11 protein-coding genes are annotated in these 17,640 nt (G+C 60.8%); all 11 read left to right on the plus strand.

Going from position 1 to position 17,640, the window contains the following annotated elements; all coding sequences use genetic code 11:
- Nucleotides 1-4: 4 nt before the first annotated feature.
- Nucleotides 5-1,003 (plus strand): ABC transporter ATP-binding protein, encoded by a 999-nt coding sequence (locus tag KX928_RS20225; RefSeq protein WP_219506301.1) that lies wholly within the window; start codon nt 5-7, stop codon nt 1,001-1,003.
- On the plus strand, nt 1,000-1,773 hold the full coding sequence (locus KX928_RS20230; protein WP_219506304.1) for an L-iditol 2-dehydrogenase: 774 nt from the start codon (nt 1,000-1,002) through the stop codon (nt 1,771-1,773). Before KX928_RS20225 ends, KX928_RS20230 begins: the two co-directional genes overlap by 4 nt.
- A gap of 1 nt (nt 1,774) precedes the next feature.
- Nucleotides 1,775-3,295: a mannitol dehydrogenase family protein gene (locus KX928_RS20235; protein ID WP_219506306.1), complete on the plus strand. Its 1,521-nt coding sequence runs from the start codon at nt 1,775-1,777 to the stop codon at nt 3,293-3,295.
- Nucleotides 3,296-3,400: 105 nt separating this feature from the next.
- On the plus strand, nt 3,401-4,330 hold the full coding sequence (locus KX928_RS20240) for a carbohydrate kinase family protein (protein ID WP_219506308.1): 930 nt from the start codon (nt 3,401-3,403) through the stop codon (nt 4,328-4,330).
- 92 nt (nt 4,331-4,422) lie between these two features.
- The gene (locus KX928_RS20245; RefSeq protein WP_257883979.1) at nt 4,423-6,846 is read left to right on the plus strand and encodes a glycogen/starch/alpha-glucan phosphorylase; all 2,424 of its coding nucleotides are present in this window, start codon (nt 4,423-4,425) and stop codon (nt 6,844-6,846) included.
- A gap of 13 nt (nt 6,847-6,859) precedes the next feature.
- Nucleotides 6,860-9,058, plus strand: a complete 2,199-nt coding sequence (glgB, locus tag KX928_RS20250) for a 1,4-alpha-glucan branching protein GlgB (protein ID WP_219506309.1) — start codon at nt 6,860-6,862, stop codon at nt 9,056-9,058.
- Nucleotides 9,059-9,097: 39 nt separating this feature from the next.
- Nucleotides 9,098-10,357 (plus strand): glucose-1-phosphate adenylyltransferase, encoded by a 1,260-nt coding sequence (glgC, locus tag KX928_RS20255; RefSeq protein ID WP_219506310.1) that lies wholly within the window; start codon nt 9,098-9,100, stop codon nt 10,355-10,357.
- Between the two features lies 1 nt (nt 10,358).
- Nucleotides 10,359-11,813 carry a glycogen synthase GlgA gene (glgA, locus tag KX928_RS20260; RefSeq protein ID WP_219506311.1) on the plus strand — a complete coding sequence of 485 codons (1,455 nt, stop codon included), beginning with the start codon at nt 10,359-10,361 and terminating at the stop codon, nt 11,811-11,813.
- A 5-nt stretch (nt 11,814-11,818) separates the two neighbouring features.
- Nucleotides 11,819-13,906, plus strand: coding sequence for a glycogen debranching protein GlgX (glgX, locus tag KX928_RS20265; protein ID WP_219506312.1), 2,088 nt, complete (start codon nt 11,819-11,821; stop codon nt 13,904-13,906).
- Entirely contained in the window at nt 13,906-15,915 is a 2,010-nt protein-coding gene (gene malQ / locus KX928_RS20270) for a 4-alpha-glucanotransferase (RefSeq protein ID WP_219506313.1), read from the plus strand. The genes glgX and malQ overlap by 1 nt, the downstream gene beginning before the upstream one ends.
- An 11-nt stretch (nt 15,916-15,926) precedes the next feature.
- Entirely contained in the window at nt 15,927-17,558 is a 1,632-nt protein-coding gene (locus tag KX928_RS20275) for an alpha-D-glucose phosphate-specific phosphoglucomutase (protein WP_219506314.1), read from the plus strand.
- Nucleotides 17,559-17,640 lie beyond the last annotated feature (82 nt).

Raw genomic sequence — 17,640 nt, forward strand, 5'->3', positions numbered from 1 at the left:
AACCATGGGAAGCATTACACTCAGCAAAGTCTCGAAAAGCTTCGGTGACGTGGAAGTCATTCCGCCGCTGGATCTGGAGATCAACGACGGTGAATTCGTGGTCTTTGTCGGCCCCTCGGGCTGCGGGAAATCCACGCTGCTGCGGTTGATCGCGGGGTTGGAAGACCTCACGTCCGGTGCAATCAGCATTGATGGGGCCGATGCTACGAACGCCTCACCTGCCAAGCGCGGTCTCGCGATGGTGTTTCAGTCTTATGCGCTTTACCCGCATATGTCGGTGCGCAAGAATATCAATTTCCCCCTGAAAATGGCGGGAATGGATCAGGCCGAAGCGGACAAGCGCATTAATGCCGCTGCCAAGGTCCTGAACCTCACCGACTATCTGGACCGCCGTCCCGGACAGTTGTCCGGCGGGCAGCGCCAGCGGGTCGCGATCGGCCGTGCGATTGTGCGGGAGCCGTCGGCATTTCTGTTCGACGAGCCGCTGTCGAACCTCGACGCGGCCCTGCGCGTCAACATGCGGCTGGAGATCTGCGACCTGCACAAGACGCTGGCGACAACGATGATCTACGTGACCCACGATCAGGTCGAGGCGATGACGATGGCCGATAAGATCGTGGTGCTGCATGACGGCTACATCGAGCAGGTGGGCAGCCCGCTGGAGCTGTATGAGAGCCCGGTGAACAAGTTCGTCGCGGGGTTCATCGGCAGCCCGAAAATGAACTTCGTCACGGGCCCGTCCGCGCAAAAAAGAAACGCGGACAGCATCGGGATCCGACCCGAACACATTGATGTCTCATCGGAAAGTGGCGAGTGGGAAGGGGTTGTCGGCGTGTCCGAACACCTTGGGTCTGACACCTTCCTGCACGTGAAGCTGGCTGATGGCGGCATGATCAACGTGCGTGCCAGCGGTGATCTCAAGGTGAAATACGGCGAGAAAATCTTCATGTCGCCGCAAGAAGAACGTATCCACAGATTTGACCCGCAGGGCCTGACGATTTGAGCAAGCTGGCCGATAAGGTTGCTCTGATCACCGGCGCGGGAAGGGGCATCGGCGCGGCATTCGCCCGGGCCTATGTGGCAGAAGGAGCGATGGTTGCGGTTGCCGACATCGACCTTGCGGCGGCGCAGAAGACGGCAGACAGCCTCGGCGCGCAGGCAATCGCGGTGCATCTCGACGTGACCAAGCAGTCATCCATTGACGCCTGTGTGCAGGACGTGGTCAGGCAACTGGGACGGATCGACATACTGATCAACAATGCCGCCGTGTTCGACATGGCGCCCATCGTGGATATTACCCGCGACAGCTTTGACCGCGTCTTTGCGATCAACGTCTCGGGATGTCTTTTCATGTTACAGGCGGTGGCGGCGCAGATGATCGCTCAGGGTGCCGGTGGCAAGATCATCAACATGGCCAGCCAGGCAGGGCGGCGCGGCGAGCCGCTGGTGGCCGTATATTGCGCCAGCAAAGCGGCGGTGATCAGCCTGACACAATCGGCCGGGCTCAACCTCGTAAAGCACGGCATCAACGTGAACGCGATTGCCCCCGGTGTCGTGGACGGTGCCCATTGGGATGAAGTGGATGCGAAATTCGCGATCTACGAAAACCTGCAACCGGGCGAGAAGAAGCGACAGGTGGCCTCAGAGGTCCCCTTTGGACGTATGGGCACCGCAGAAGATCTGACCGGGATGGCGGTGTTTCTGGCCTCGAAGGATGCGGCATATGTCGTGGCGCAAACCTACAACGTGGATGGCGGGAATTGGATGAGCTGACATGATCAAGCTGAAAGACGCCGCGCTGACATCACTGCAACCGCGGATCGCGGTGCCACGGTATGACCGATCCGTCTTGCGACCGGGTATCCTGCATGTGGGGGTGGGGAACTTTCATCGCGCGCATCAGGCGATTTACCTTGAAGACCTGCACAACGCGGGTGGTGACCCTTCCTGGGGGATTTGCGGGGCCGGGGTGCGGGCGCCCGACGCACGCATGCGTGTGGAGTTGTCCGGGCAGGACTGGCTCTATTCGGTGGTCGAAGTGGACGGTACCGAGCTTGCTGCCAGCGTCGTCGGGTGCATGGTCGATTTTGTGGAAATCGACCCTGCCACGAATGCGCCCTTGCTTGCACAGATGGGGCATCCGGACACGCGCATCGTATCCCTCACGGTCACGGAGGGCGGCTATTTCGTGGACAGTGCGACCGGTCGGTTCGATCTTGCGCACCCCCTGATCGCCGCGGATATCGCCGCGCCGGGGTCTGCGCATACCGTGTTCGGCGCGATCGTGTCGGCGCTGGCGGCGCGTAAATCAACCGGGATGGCGCCTTTTACCGTGATGTCCTGCGACAACCTGCCCGGCAATGGTGATGCCGCGCGCGAAGCGGTTCTGGGGATCGCGCAGGCAATCGACCCGGATCTTGCGGCATGGATCTCTGATAATGTCAGTTTTCCCAATGCGATGGTCGACAGGATCACACCCGCGACGGGTGACCGCGAGCGCGCCCTGCTGGGTCAGCATTTCGGGATCGAAGATAACTTTCCCGTCTTTTGTGAACCCTTCCGTCAATGGGTGCTGGAAGATGATTTCGTGAACGGTCGGCCCGAACTGGAAGCGGTTGGCGTAACCTTCACAAAGGATATCCATGACTTTGAAAAGATGAAGATCCGCATTCTGAACGGCGGGCACGCGATCCTTGCCTACCCGGCGGCTCTGATGGGTGTTGAGTTCGCCCATGACGCGCTTTTGCAGACCGTCATCCGGGCCTTTCTGCGCAAAGTGCTGACGGACGACGTGTTGCATCTGGTCCCTGCGGTTCCGGGATACACGCCTCACGAGTACCTCGATCTGATCTGTACGCGCATTGAGAACCAGGGGGTTGCGGACCAGATTTCCCGGCTCTGTCTTGACGGTTCCAACCGGCAGCCGAAATTCACGATTCCCTCCATCCGCGATAATCTGGCGCAGGGCCATGTACCGGTCGGTCTGGCACTGAGTGCCGCGCTCTGGTGCCGATACTGCGCCGGGCGCACGGACCTGGGTGAAGATATCCCACCCAACGATCCCAACTGGGACAGCCTGCATGCGACGGCCGTGGCGGCGCAATCGACCCCGCAGGTCTGGTTGGAGCAATCCGAGATATACGGCGATGTGGGCAAGCATCCCGGCTTCGCCAGCCTGTTTGCCGTATGCCTGAACTCGCTCCAGACCAATGGTGCAGAGGACACGTTGCGCCAGTATCTCAATGACGACACATTCTGTACCGTTGAAGCTGCGCAGTCACACGGTGGCCACTAGGCCCGCTGCCGCAACAGGACATAGAGATTGACTATGATGGACTGTTAGCGGTAACGCAGATGTGTACCCTGGGTTAGAAGGCCTGCAGCAATCGGGAGTCCCAAGATGATACTGTGTTGTGGAGAAGCGTTGATCGACATGATCCCGGCGGTCTCCGACCAAGGTCAGAACTGTTTTGTGCCGCACTCAGGGGGGGCCGTTTTCAACACGTCCATTGCCTTGGGCCGTCTGGGTGCCGCGACCGGATTCGTCACCGGGTTGTCAACCGACCTGTTCGGCACGCAACTGACACAATCGCTGAGCGACAGCAAAGTCGATTGCAGCCTCGCCGTGTATTCGAACCTGCCAAGCACACTGGCGTTCGTACAGCTGAACAACGGGCAGGCGACATACACGTTTTATGATGAAAACACCGCGGGCCGCAGCCTCACGCCGAACCAGTTACCCGATGTGCCCGACGACGTGTCTGCGCTTTTCTTCGGTGGGATCAGCCTGATCAGCGAACCCTGTGCCGAGTTTTACGCCGCATTGGCCCTGCGCGAGGCGGATGATCGCCTGATCATGCTGGACCCGAACATCCGCGCCGCCTTCGTGCAGGATGAGACACGCTACCGGGAGAGGCTGGAGCGGATGATTGCCGTCGCCAATATCGTCAAGGTGTCCGACGAGGATCTCGACTGGATCGTGCCCGGTGATCAGGACCTTGCGGGCCGGGCACGGGCGCTTTGCGCGAAGGGACCGCACGTGGTGATCGTTACCCGCGGCGGGGAGGGCGCGATGGCCTTTTTATCGGATGGCACCCAGACTGACGTTCCGGCACACCGCGTGGCAATTGTTGATACTGTCGGCGCAGGTGATACGTTCAATGCGGGCGTGTTGGCGAAACTGTCCGAAAGGGGTCTCTTGAACGCATCCGGCGTGCGCCGTATCGGAGCCGCAGACATGAGCGAGGCTTTATCCTTCGGGGCGAGTGTTGCAGCCGTGACTGTCGGGCGCGCCGGTGCTAATCCTCCCTGGGCGCATGAACTGTCATGATCCGGTGCAGATATTGCCCCGGTGGCGGTATGATTGCCCTGAAACGACCTTCCAGACGAGCCTGCCTCGTCGTTAACCTGTAAAGAGATCTGATGTCCGCAATGAGTATCCCTTATGTTTCTCCGCAAGAATTCAGTGCAGAAATCCTGCGCCACCTCAAGCATTCGCTGGGCAAGGACGAAAGCCATGCCTCGGTCTACGACTGGCGGATGTCGCTGTCGCTGGCGCTGCGGGATCACGTGGTCGATCCCTGGTTTGCAAGCACGCGCCGGACGTATGAGGCGCGGGGCAAACGGGTTTATTACCTGTCGATGGAATTCCTGATCGGGCGTCTGATCGAGGATGTCGCGGTCAACCTCGGCTTGGATGCCGTTGCCGAAGAGGCGCTTTCGGCTCTCGGGCAGGACTACGCCGCCGTCGTGGCAAATGAACCCGACGCCGCCTTGGGCAATGGCGGTCTGGGACGTCTGGCCGCCTGTTTCATGGACTCGCTCTCTACGCTGGGCATTCCGGCCTATGGCTACGGTATTCGGTACGAGCACGGGTTGTTCGAGCAGCATTTCGAAGATGGCGCTCAGATGGAAACGGCCGAAACGTGGCTCGCGCAGCGTCATGCGTGGGAGTTCGAGCGCCCCGAAGTCAGCTACCCGATCAACTTCGGCGGGCATGTCGAAGAGCATGAAGGCAAGGCCGTCTGGCGTGCGGGCGAAACGGTCGTGGCCTCCGCTTACGATACGCCGGTTGTCGGCTGGCAGGCGCAATGGGCCAACACGCTGCGCCTGTGGGCGGCCAAATCGACGACAGCCTTCGATCTCGACAGCTTCAACCGCGGCGATTACATGGCCGCAAGCGCGCCCGAGGCATTGGCCCGGACGATCAGCCGGGTGCTCTATCCCGATGATACGACCGACACTGGCAAGGAGCTGCGTCTCAAGCAGGAATACTTCTTTACCTCCGCTTCGATTCAGGATCTGCTGCGCCGCTTTCTCAGCGAGGGCGGCGATCTGCGTGCGTTGCCTGACTTCGTTGCCATCCAGTTGAATGACACCCACCCCGCGATTGCCGGGCCGGAACTGGTGCGTCTGTTGATCGACGAGCACGGGTTCGAAGTGTCGCAGGCAATTACCACTGCGCGGAGTTGCCTGGCCTATACCAATCACACGCTGCTGCCCGAAGCGCTGGAGCGGTGGCCCGAAGACCTGTTCATCAGGGTGTTGCCGCGTCATCACCGGATCATTCAGCTGATCGAAGCGGCTCATATCGCCGCCACGGGCAGTGACATCCGCATACTTGAGCATGGCGAAGTGAAGATGGGGGAGCTCGCCTTCATCATGGCGCATCACGTCAACGGTGTCTCCGCCCTGCATTCCGAGTTGGTGAAGGAGACGGTGTTTGCCGATCTGCACAGTGACTACCCCGGCCGCATCATCAATCAAACCAACGGCATTACACCGCGGCGCTGGCTCTATTCGTGCAACCCGCCGCTGCGCGAGTTGATCAACGAGACAATCGGCACGACTTGGCCGGACGATTTGCAGCAGCTGGACGGGTTGAGCGTACATGCCAAGGACCCGGCGTTTCTGGACAAGTTCCAGGCCGCCAAGGACGCGAACAAGACGCGCCTGTCGAACTGGTTGCAGGCCCGTGATGGCGTGTCCCTGAACCCGGACGCCATGTTCGATGTGCAGATCAAGCGCATCCACGAATACAAGCGGCAGCTGATGAACCTGCTGGAAACCGTGGCGCTCTGGAATGAAATCCGCGAAAACCCGAACGCGGGATGGACGCCGCGCGTCAAGATATTCGGCGGCAAGGCGGCACCGGGATACGTTGTGGCCAAGCAGATCATTCACCTGATCAACGATGCGGCAAAAGTCATCAACGCAGACCCGGCTACGCGAGAGTACCTGCAGATTGTCTACCCCGAGAACTACAATGTCTCGATGGCTGAAATCCTGATCCCGGCGACCGATTTGTCCGAGCAGATTTCAACCGCGGGCAAGGAAGCTTCCGGCACTGGCAACATGAAATTCGCATTGAACGGCGCGCCGACGATTGGCACGCTGGATGGAGCAAACGTCGAAATCCGCGATTGTGTGGGCGCGGAGAATTTCTTTCTCTTCGGTCTGACGGCGGCCGAGGTCACGGCGCGCCGTGCAGTGCCGGAATACGCCCGCCGCGCGGTGGAGGCCAGCCCCCGCCTGGCACGTGTGCTGCAACAGATCGAAGGCGGCGTGTTCTCAAGCGATGACAAGACGCGTTATTCCGGGCTGGTACAGGGCCTGATCAACCACGACTATTTCCTCGTGACCTGCGATTTCGACAGTTATTTCGGCACGCAGCGCGATGTGGACAAGGCATTCGCGGACAAGCAGGCTTGGACCCGCATGGCGGCGCTGAACACGGCGCGCGTCGGCTGGTTCTCGTCGGATCGCACGATCAGCGGCTATGCGCGCGACATCTGGAAGACGCCCAGCCTGATCTCGGCAAGAGGGTCACGTCAGGACGTGGCCTAGAAAGGAGGCCCGCGTGGCACTCGCATTACAAGACGCTCAGGATATCGTTGCAGGCTGCCATGGCGACCCGTTCTCGGTGCTTGGCCTGCACGAGGCGGATGGCAAACTTGTGGTGCGGGCCTTTGTCCCCGGCGCGCAGAGCATTGACGCGATTGATCCGAAAACCGGGCGCACGATTGTCAGGCTTGCACCAGTGCCAGGGGCGGCCGGTCTTTTTGAGGGCGTCGCCGGGCGGCGCAGAAAGCGATTTGCCTATCACCTGAGTGTGACGCGCGACGGGCATCAATGGAGCGCGGATGATCCATATCGGTTTGGCCCGGTCATGGGCGAATGGGACGAATACCTGATCGGCGAAGGCACGCATCGCCAGCTTTGGCATGTGCTGGGCGCGCATGTCCTGAAACATGAGGGTGTCGAGGGCACGCATTTTGCGGTCTGGGCGCCCAATGCGGCGCGGGTTTCCATCGTGGGGGATTTCAACACGTGGGACGGGCGCCGCCACCTGTTGCGCCGCCGCGGTCACACCGGTGTGTGGGAGACGTTTGTACCGGCGGTGGGCGAGGGTGACGTCTATAAGTTCGAGGTCTTGGACAGTCATCGCCACCTGCTGCCGCAAAAGGCCGATCCGGTGGGATTCGGCTCGGAGCATCCGCCACGCACCGGCTCGGTCGTGCGCAACTTGTCCGGACACGAATGGACTGACAATGCCTGGATGACCAAGCGCGCGGCGCTGCAGCGCTTTGACCAGCCGATGTCGATCTACGAGGTGCATTTGGGGTCGTGGCGCCGGGTGCCGGAAGACGGCAACCGCCCGCTGAGTTATCTGGAACACGCTGAGCAACTGGTGTCCTACGCCAAGGACATGGGGTTCACCCATATCGAGCTGATGCCGATTTCCGAGTTTCCGTTTGACGGATCCTGGGGGTACCAGCCCGTTGGCCTCTTTGCGCCAACGATCCGGCATGGCACCCCTGCGGAGTTTCGCGCCTTTATCGAGGCCGCGCATAAGGCCGATATCGGCGTGATCCTCGACTGGGTGCCGGGACATTTTCCGGAAGACGCGCATGGGTTGGCGAAATTCGACGGCACGGCCCTCTACGAGCATGCCGATCCCAAGGAAGGCTTCCATCCCGACTGGAACACGATGGTGTTCAACTATGGGCGCGCGGAAGTGTCTAACTACCTGATTGCGAACGCGCTTTACTGGTTGCAGGAGCATCACGTGGATGGTCTTCGAGTGGATGCCGTGGCCTCGATGCTCTACCGCGATTACAGCCGCAAGGACGGCGAATGGGTTCCCAACAAGGATGGCGGGCGGGAAAACCTCGAGGCAATTGCGTTTTTGCAGAACATGAACACCACCACCTACGGGGAGGTGGACGGCATCATGACGATCGCCGAGGAATCCACCGCCTTTCCGGACGTAAGTGCGCCCACGGATGCGGGCGGGCTCGGATTCGGGTTCAAGTGGAACATGGGGTGGATGAACGACACACTGAGCTACATGGCCGAAGACCCCGTGCACCGGAAATACCACCATTCCAAAATGACCTTCGGGCTGCACTACGCGTTCTCCGAGAACTTCATCCTGCCGCTCAGCCATGACGAGGTGGTTCACGGCAAGGGCTCGATGATCGATAAGATGCCCGGGCAGGGGGCCGATAAATTCGCGAACCTGCGCGCATATTACGGCTTTATGTGGGGCCATCCCGGCAAGAAGCTTCTGTTCATGGGCTGTGAATTCGCACAGGGCGCTGAATGGAACCATGACAGCAGTCTGGACTGGCATCTGCTGGACATTGACGAACACAGCGGCGTGCAGCGGCTGGTGCGTGATCTCAACACCCTCTACCGCGATCATCCTGCCCTTTATGAGCAGGACGCGAAGCCCGAAGGTTTCGAATGGATCGAAGAGAACAACGGTGACGAAAGCGTGCTGGCATGGGTGCGCCGGGGTGGTGACGGGGCCTCACCAATGCTTGTGGTGTGTAATTTCACGCCAGTGGAACGATCCGAGCGCCGCATCGGCGTTCCGGAACACGGACGCTGGGTTGAGCGTTTGAATACGAACTCGGAATTTTACGGAGGTGATGGCCGGGGAAACATGGGTGGTGTCGACAGTGATCAGGTTGCCGCGTCGGGGAGGGCGCAGTCGATCAAGATCACCTTGCCGCCGTTAACAACACTCTTTTTTGAGCTGGAGTGCGACTGACACTGCAGCCGGAGATAAAAAAATTAGGGAGGAAGATCAATGGACAGAGAAACGCAGCGGCTGGCGCAGCAGACCATGGCGTTCGTTTTGGCCGGGGGGCGGGGCAGCAGGCTTTACGATCTGACAGACCGGCGCGCGAAACCGGCGATGTATTTTGGCGGAAAAAGCCGGATCATCGACTTTCCTCTCTCCAACGCGGTGAACTCGGGCATCCGCCGCATCGGCGTGGCGACGCAGTACAAAGCCCACTCCCTGATACGCCACTTGCAGCGTGGGTGGAGTTTCTTTCGCGCGGAACGCAACGAGTCGCTGGATATCCTGCCCGCCTCGCAGCAGCTCGACAACGAGAACTGGTACAAGGGAACCGCCGACGCCGTCGCGCAGAACAAGGATATCATCCAGGGATATGGTCCCAAGTACATCGTGATCCTTGCCGGCGATCACATCTACAAGCAGGACTATGCGCAGATGATCCGCCACCATGTGGAAAGCGGCGCGGATGTGACGGTGGGATGCATCGAAGTGCCCCGGATGGAGGCGTCGGGCTTTGGCGTCATGAAGGTGGACACGGAAGACCGCATTCTCGATTTTGTTGAAAAGCCCGCTGACCCCCCCGCCATGCCCGGCCACCCCGATCACGCGCTGGCGAGTATGGGGATCTATGTCTTTGAAACGGAATATCTTTTCCGCGTCCTTGACGAATGCGCGGCAGGCGCGGATTACAAACACGACTTTGGAGGTGATGTGATCCCGAAAATCGTTCGTGAGGGCAAGGCGATCGCGCATCCGTTCAGCCGGTCCTGCGTCCGCTCCGGTATCGAAGAAAAGGCCTATTGGCGCGATGTGGGAACGGTGGATGCGTTTTGGCAGGCCAATATCGACCTGACGGATTTCAAGCCCGAGCTCGACCTGTATGATAATGAGTGGCCGATCTGGACGTATTCCGAACTCACGGCCCCGGCGAAATTCATCCACAATGAAGAGGGTCGGCGTGGCCACGCGGTGTCGTCCATGGTGTCGGGGGGATGCATCATCTCCGGTTCCAGCCTCGAGCGGTGCCTGTTGTTCACCGGTGTGCGCACCCACTCGTTTTCTCAGCTCAACGGCGTTGTTGCTTTGCCCTACGTAGAGATTAACAGAAATGCGCAGCTGACCAACGTGGTGATTGACAGGGGCGTCGTTATTCCTCAGGGCCTTGTTGTCGGCGAGGACCCGCAGGAAGACGACAGACGGTTCCGCCGCACGCAGAACGGCATTTGCCTCATCACCCAACCGATGATCGACAAACTGGACCCCTGATGTGAAAATTCTCTTTGTTGCCTCTGAATGCGCCCCGTTTATCAAAACGGGCGGTTTGGCTGATGTAATCGGTGCCGTGCCGAAGTCTTTGGCCGCCCTGGATGTCGAGGCGCGTGTCATGCTGCCCGCCTATCCCGCACTCGGACCACTGGCGGCACAGGGGTCAGAGGTCTGGCGCAGCGATGATCTGCAGGGCGGGCCCGCGCGTCTTGTGGCCTGTGATGCGGAAGGGATCAGCCTTTTGCTGCTGGATGCGCCACATCTTTTTGATCGGCCCGGCAACATTTACCTGGGTTCAGACGGTCAGGATTGGCCGGACAACGCCCAGCGTTTTGGCGCCTTGTCCTTTGTCGCGGCAGAGATCGCCGCGCATGGCGTGAAGGGCTGGCACCCCGATCTGGTGCATGTGCACGACTGGCAGGCCGGTCTTGTTCCCGCGTACCTGCGGCAGATGGATCAGGCGACACCACCCTGCGTGCTGACCATCCACAACATCGCCTTTCAAGGGCTGTTTGACCCATCCCTGATGACGTCGCTTGGCTTATCCACGGCGCTTTTTACGCCCGACGGGATGGAGTATTTTGGACGGCTGGGTTTTCTTAAGGCCGGGATTGCCTTTTCCGACCGCATCACAACGGTGAGCCCCACCTATGCACGGGAATTGATGCAGCCAGAATACGGCATGGGGCTGGAGGGCCTGTTGCGCGCGCGCGGCGCTGATTTATCCGGCATCCTGAACGGGATTGATCTGGATATCTGGAACCCGGAAGACGACGGCTGCCTCGTGGCGACCTATTCGTCCCGGACACTGAAGCGCAAAGCTCAAAACCGCGACGAAGTCATGCGGCGTTTCGGTCTGGAGGCAACCAGCGAGGGCCCGCTCTTTTGTGTCATCAGCCGGTTGACCACTCAAAAGGGTCTTGACCTGCTTCTCGAAGCCTTGCCGACGCTTGTCGCACGCGGCGCAACGCTAGCCGTTCTGGGAAGCGGCGACAAAGAGCTGGAGGCCGGGTTTGTAGCCGCAGCCCATGCGCATTCAGGTGCGGTGGGCGTCATCATCGGGTATGATGAATCGCTGTCGCACCTGATGCAGGGCGGGTGCGATGCCATACTGATCCCATCGCGTTTCGAACCCTGTGGGCTGACACAGCTATATGGCCTGCGATACGGAACAGTGCCGGTGGTCGCCCGCACGGGCGGGCTGGCCGACACGGTCATCGATGCAAACGAGGCAGCCCTGACCACCAGATGCGCAACCGGCGTGCAGTTTTCTCCGGTAACGACACCGGCGCTTGAGCAGGCGATCCTGCGGACCTGTGACTTGTACGACCAGCCCGCGGTCTGGTCCGGGATCATGCGCCGCGCCATGCGGCACCCGGTGGGGTGGGATGTGTCCGCGCAGACCTATCTGGATGTCTATTCCAGCCTCGCGGATACCCCGGCATCAGCGGAGTGAGCCGCATGGCCTATGAAATGACGGCTGGCAGCCCGGCGAAATTGGGTGCTCAGGTTGATGATGGCGGCGTGAATTTCGCGGTATTCTCAGCGCATGCCACGGGCATTGACCTGTGTCTGTTTTCGCCCGATGGCCGCCGTGAAACTGCGCGTCTGCCCTTGCCGGAAAGGACAGGGGATATCTGGCACGGCCATCTTGCGGGCCTGTCGCCCGGGGCACTTTATGGCTATCGTGCCCACGGACCATATGCGCCGGAACACGGGCACCGCTTTAACGCGAACAAGCTGCTGATGGACCCCTATACGCGAGAGATCCATGGCAGCTGGACCAACCACCCCGCAACGCTGGGGTACAATGCTGCAGCTGCTGACGCCGACATGTCCTTCGACAGCAGGGATTCCGCGGCCTACGTGCCAAAGTCGCGTGTCTCCGACCCGGCGTTATTTGCCAGCATCACGCAGCAACTGGATCACAAGTGGGAAGATACGCTGATCTACGAGGCGCATGTCAAAGGCCTGACCCAGATGCATCCGGACGTGGGCGAAGCCCTGCGGGGAACCTACGAAGGGGTGGCATCGGACGCGGTGATCGCGCACCTTCACCGCCTGGGGGTCACGGCGGTGGAACTGCTGCCGGTTCATTCCTTTGTGAACGATGGGTTCCTGCTTGAGAAAAACCTCGTAAACTACTGGGGCTACAACACGATTGGATTTTTCGCCCCCGAACTGCGGTACTTTGGCCCGGAAGCGATACTGGGATTTCGCAAGATGGTTCAGCGGTTTCATGCGGCGGGCATCGAAGTCATTCTTGATGTCGTCTACAATCACACGGCAGAAGGCGATCACCGGGGCCCCACCCTGTGCTACCGGGGCCTCGACAATGCCTCCTACTACCGGTTGCTGAGCGGTCAGGCGCGCTACTACGTGAATGATACCGGCACCGGCAACACCGTAAATCTCACCAACCCCTATGTGCTGCGCATGGTAATGGATTCCCTGCGCTTCTGGGTGGAGAGCATGGGTGTCGACGGGTTCCGGTTCGATCTGGCGACAACTCTTGGCCGCGAGGATCACGGGTTTGACCCGCGTGGCGGCTTTTTCGATGCGCTGCGTCAGGACCCGGTCCTCGCTGGCATCAAGCTCATTGCCGAGCCGTGGGATATCGGTCCGGGCGGCTACCGGCTTGGTCAGTTCACGCCTGAGTTTGCGGAATGGAACGATGCATACCGTGATACGGTGCGGCGCTTCTGGAAGGGGGATGCGCACAGCGCGCAGGAACTCGGAGCACGGCTGCTTGGTTCGGCGGGTGAATTTGATCGCGGCGGGCGACGCGCCTGGTCCTCCGTCAATTTTCTGGCGGCACATGATGGTTTCACGCTGGCCGACATCACCCGTTATGCCAAGCGCCACAACGAGGCGAACAAGGAAAACAACCAGGATGGGCATAACGCAAACCATTCCGACAACTTTGGCGTGGAAGGGCCCTCGGACGATGCCAAGATAAACGCCGCCCGGAAGAGACGCCAACGCAACATGTTGGCCACGCTCTTTCTGTCTCAGGGCACGCCGATGCTTCTGGCAGGTGACGAGATCGGCAATTCGCAACAGGGCAACAACAACGCCTATTGTCAGGACAATGAGATCGCCTGGCTTGACTGGAGTGACGCTGATGCAGACATGGCGGCCTTCGTGGCGGCACTGTCAGCCTTTCGAAAGCAGCACCCTGCCTTGAGGCAATCGCGGTTTCTGCATTCCGGCTTGCGCCCGGCTGACGGTCTGCCGGATGTCGAGTGGACCGGGTTTGACGGTCATCCGCTGAACTGGCGGGATCCCGGGCTGTCGAGCCTCTGCCTCACCCTGCGTTGTTCGGCCGAAGCCCCTGTGCAGTCGGACAGCGACGACACGGTCTTTATCATTTTCAACCGGGGCGAGGAACCGGCGCGCGTACGCCTGCCCGATGCGCCGCAGGGTCGCCACTGGAGGATTGGTGTAGACACCAGCGAAGGTGCGGCCGCCGGCACGCCGGTGATGGCAGATCATATCACCGTGGATGGTCCGGCGATTGTCGCGCTTGTTATCGGGGCGGCAAGCTGATGGTGGCGGATACCGCCCTTGCCGAATTGGCGGCACTCGCCGGGGTTTTCCCCGAGTTCAAGACCCTTGACGGTGAGATATGCACAATCACCCCCGACACGCAGCGTGCGTTGTTGCGGGCAAATGGTCTGATGGCTGATACGCCTGCGCAGGTAAACGATACCCTCGCGGCCTTGCGGTCCGAGGCGGCGGATGCAGCGCTGCCGCCGGATGTCGTCGTGCGCGCGGGCCATCCCGTGCAATTGACCTGCGCCACGGACGTTACCTGGGAGCTTGTTCTGGAAGGCGCCAGCGAACCGGAGGCGCAGGGGCGCGGCACAACGACACTTGATCTGCCCGCGTTACCGGCCGGGCTGCACGATCTGGCGCTGACATCCGGGACGAGGCGCCAGCGCGTCACGGTCATCGCTGCCCCGGCCCGCGCCCCTTGCGTGTCTGACGTGGCCGGTCGTGAGCGGACATGGGGCGTTGTGGCCGCGCTTTACGGTCTGAGATCAGAACGAAACGGCGGTATCGGGGATTTCGAGGACCTCGCGGAGTTATCCGGGATATTAGGGGCACAGGGTGCTGATTTTCTGGGGATCAACCCGGTGCACGCGCTGGGGTGGGCAGCAGTGGATACGATCAGCCCATACTCGCCCAGCCACCGCGGGTATCTCAACACATCTCACATCGCGCTCGATCACATTCCCGATGTTCACGATATGGCGTCGGGCCGCCCTTCGCCCGGTGAGCTTATTGACTATGCGCGCCATCCTGAAACCCACCGCACCGCCTTGCGCGATGCCTTCCGACAGTTTCAGCGAACAGCCTCGCCGGACAGTCAAAAAGATCTGGCGGCGTTCATCCGGTCCGGGGGGCAGGCGCTTGCTGATTTCGCGCTTTTCGAAGGACTCAGTGAAACCCATGGCGGCGACTGGCGAAAATGGCCGCAGCCGCTGACGGCCCCCGACACGGCGCGCGGCGCGCTGACAGCCGACGCTCAATCCTTTCACCTGTGGCTGCAGTGGGTCGCGCAGCGGCAGATGTCGGGCGCGCAAGAACGCGCCAGGGACAGCGGCATGGCCCTTGGGCTTTATCTCGATCTGGCGGTTGGCGCGCGGCTGGATGGTGCCGAAGCATGGGCCGCCTCCGGCTCGATCGCCCGGGGTGTTTCGCTTGGTGCCCCGCCCGATCATCTCAGCCCGGCCGGCCAGAACTGGCACCTCGCGGCCTATGCGCCCCGAATGCTCTCACAAAACCGATACGCACCTCTCAGACATGTCCTCGCGCAGGCCATGCGCCATTGCGGCATCCTGCGGATCGATCATGCTTTGGGCCTCAACCGGAGTTTCTGGATCCCTGAAGATGGCAGCCCGGGCGGGTACATTCGGCAGCCCTTACAGGCGCTTATGGCCATCATCGCGATCGAGGCTCAGAAAGCGGGCACCGTCGTGATTGGCGAAGACCTGGGCCTGGTGCCAGATGGGTTTCGTGACACCATGGCCGGGCAGGGTATTTATGGCTACACCGTGATGCAGTATGAACAGACGCCGCAACACGGGTTTCGCAAGGCAAAAGACCTGCGCCCGAAGTCTCTGGCCTGTTTCGGGACCCACGATACCCCCACGCTCCGGGGCTTCTGGGAGGGCCGGGACATTGCGTGGTGGCGTAAACTGGGCTGGATAAATGACGCTGAACAGACAGAGATCACCGGGCGGCGGCAATGCGAGAAGGCGGACCTCATGAATGTCGCCGCGGCGGACACAGACCATCTCGGTGCGGATGTGTTCCGCGACCGGGTCCATGCTGATCTGGCGGCGAGCCCTACCGCACTGATGGCTGTGCAACTGGATGATATCTTCGATGTGCGGGAAGCCCAGAACTTGCCCGGCACGATTGATGCGCACCCGAACTGGCGACGCCGCAGCCCGGTATCCATCGACGAAACCTCCGCACACCCGAATTTACGAAAGACGGCGAAACTGATGGCCAAGGCCGGACGCGGTCGCCCGCCAGCAAAGAGTTGAAAGGAAGTCGCATGAACATTCAGACCGTTTCAAAAGGGCCGTTCGAAGGGCAGAAACCGGGCACATCCGGGCTGCGGAAGAAAACCCGCGTGTTCATGGAACCCGGGTATCTGGAATGTTTTGTGCAGGCGACGTTCAATGCGATTGGCGGGGCACAGGGCAAGGCATTCGTGATGGGCGGGGACGGCCGCTTTTTCAACCGCGACGCGATCCAGACCATGTTGAAAATGGCCGCCGCGAATGGTGCGGCCAAGGTGATCGTGGGACAGGGCGGGCTTGTCTCGACTCCAGCCGTATCGCACCTCATTCGAAAACGCGGCACGCATGGCGGCTTTGTCTTGTCAGCCAGCCATAACCCGGGCGGGATCGATGCCGACTTCGGGATCAAGTACAATGTGAGCAACGGCGGCCCGGCACCGGAAAACATCACGAATTTGATGTTCGAGCAGACGCAGAGCATCACCGGGTACCGGATCACGGATGCTCCCGATATCGACCTGGGGACGGTCGGGATGTGCGCCATCGGCGATATGCAGGTGGAGATCGTCGACCCGGTATCCGACTATCGCGACCTGATGGAAGGTCTGTTCGATTTCGCCAAGATCAGGGCGCTGTTCGATAGCGGTTTCCGCATGCGGTTCGACGCAATGCATGCGGTCACGGGACCCTATGCCAAGGCAATTCTGGAAGGGACCCTCGGTGCTCCGGAAGGCACCGTGATCAACGCTGCGCCGAGCGAAGATTTCGGCGGCGGCCATCCTGATCCGAACCCGGTCTGGGCCAAGACCCTGATGGATGAAATGATGTCAGACAGTGCGCCCGATTTCGGAGCTGCCTCGGATGGCGACGGAGATCGCAACATGATCGTCGGGCGGGGGGCATATGTGACCCCCTCTGACAGCCTTGCGGTTCTGGCAGCCAATGCGCATCTTGCGCCCGGATACAAGGCAGGGCTTGCCGGGGTGGCGCGGTCGATGCCCACAAGTGCCGCGAGCGATAAAGTGGCGGAAAAGCTGGGCATTGCCAGTTTCGAAACCCCAACGGGCTGGAAATTTTTTGGCAATCTGCTGGATGCCGGGAAAGTGACGCTTTGCGGCGAGGAAAGCGCCGGCACGGGGTCGGATCACGTGCGCGAGAAAGACGGGCTGTGGGCGGTGCTGTTATGGCTGAACATATTGGCCGAACGGGGCCAGTCCGTGTCAGAGATCATGGCGGATCACTGGGCGACCTACGGGCGCAACTATTACTCCCGTCACGATTACGAGGCCGTTCCGGCCGAGGCGGCGAATGCCCTGATGCAAGGCGTTCGTGACAGACTGGGCAGCCTCGTGGGGGCAACGCCCGCGGGTCTTGAGGTGACCGCGGCGGATGAGTTTTCATATCACGATCCGGTCGATGGATCGGTCAGTCACAACCAGGGTCTGCGCATCTCCTTTGCCGGTGAAGGGCGCGCGGTGCTGCGGTTGTCGGGCACCGGCACGGAAGGGGCCACGTTGCGTGTGTATCTGGAGCAATATGCACCTTCCAGCCAGGCGCATGATCTCTCGCCGGAGATGGCGTTGGCCCCGGTGCGCGACGCGGTGATCGAGATCACCGACATGCAGTCGCTGATCGGGCGGATTGAGCCGGATGTGAAAACCTGATCCGCAGATGGGGCCCCTTGTAAATTCCGCCCGTCGCGGGTTTGATTTGCATCGGGTCGGCTTCGCGCCTGTCGGGTTCGGG

Origin of the sequence: Roseobacter insulae, assembly GCF_019375555.1 — a bacterium.
GTDB lineage: Bacteria > Pseudomonadota > Alphaproteobacteria > Rhodobacterales > Rhodobacteraceae > Roseobacter > Roseobacter insulae.

Bases quoted from the DNA above. Each gene is read 5' to 3' on its own strand.
- KX928_RS20235 (WP_219506306.1), top strand. From the start codon at position 1,775: ATGATCAAGCTGAAAGACGCCGCGCTGACATCACTGCAACCGCGGATC.
- glgX (WP_219506312.1), top strand. From the start codon at position 11,819: ATGGCCTATGAAATGACGGCTGGCAGCCCGGCGAAATTGGGTGCTCAG.
- KX928_RS20245 (WP_257883979.1), top strand. From the start codon at position 4,423: ATGTCCGCAATGAGTATCCCTTATGTTTCTCCGCAAGAATTCAGTGCA.
- KX928_RS20225 (WP_219506301.1), top strand. From the start codon at position 5: ATGGGAAGCATTACACTCAGCAAAGTCTCGAAAAGCTTCGGTGACGTG.
- malQ (WP_219506313.1), top strand. From the start codon at position 13,906: ATGGTGGCGGATACCGCCCTTGCCGAATTGGCGGCACTCGCCGGGGTT.
- KX928_RS20240 (WP_219506308.1), top strand. From the start codon at position 3,401: ATGATACTGTGTTGTGGAGAAGCGTTGATCGACATGATCCCGGCGGTC.
- KX928_RS20275 (WP_219506314.1), top strand. From the start codon at position 15,927: ATGAACATTCAGACCGTTTCAAAAGGGCCGTTCGAAGGGCAGAAACCG.
- glgC (WP_219506310.1), top strand. From the start codon at position 9,098: ATGGACAGAGAAACGCAGCGGCTGGCGCAGCAGACCATGGCGTTCGTT.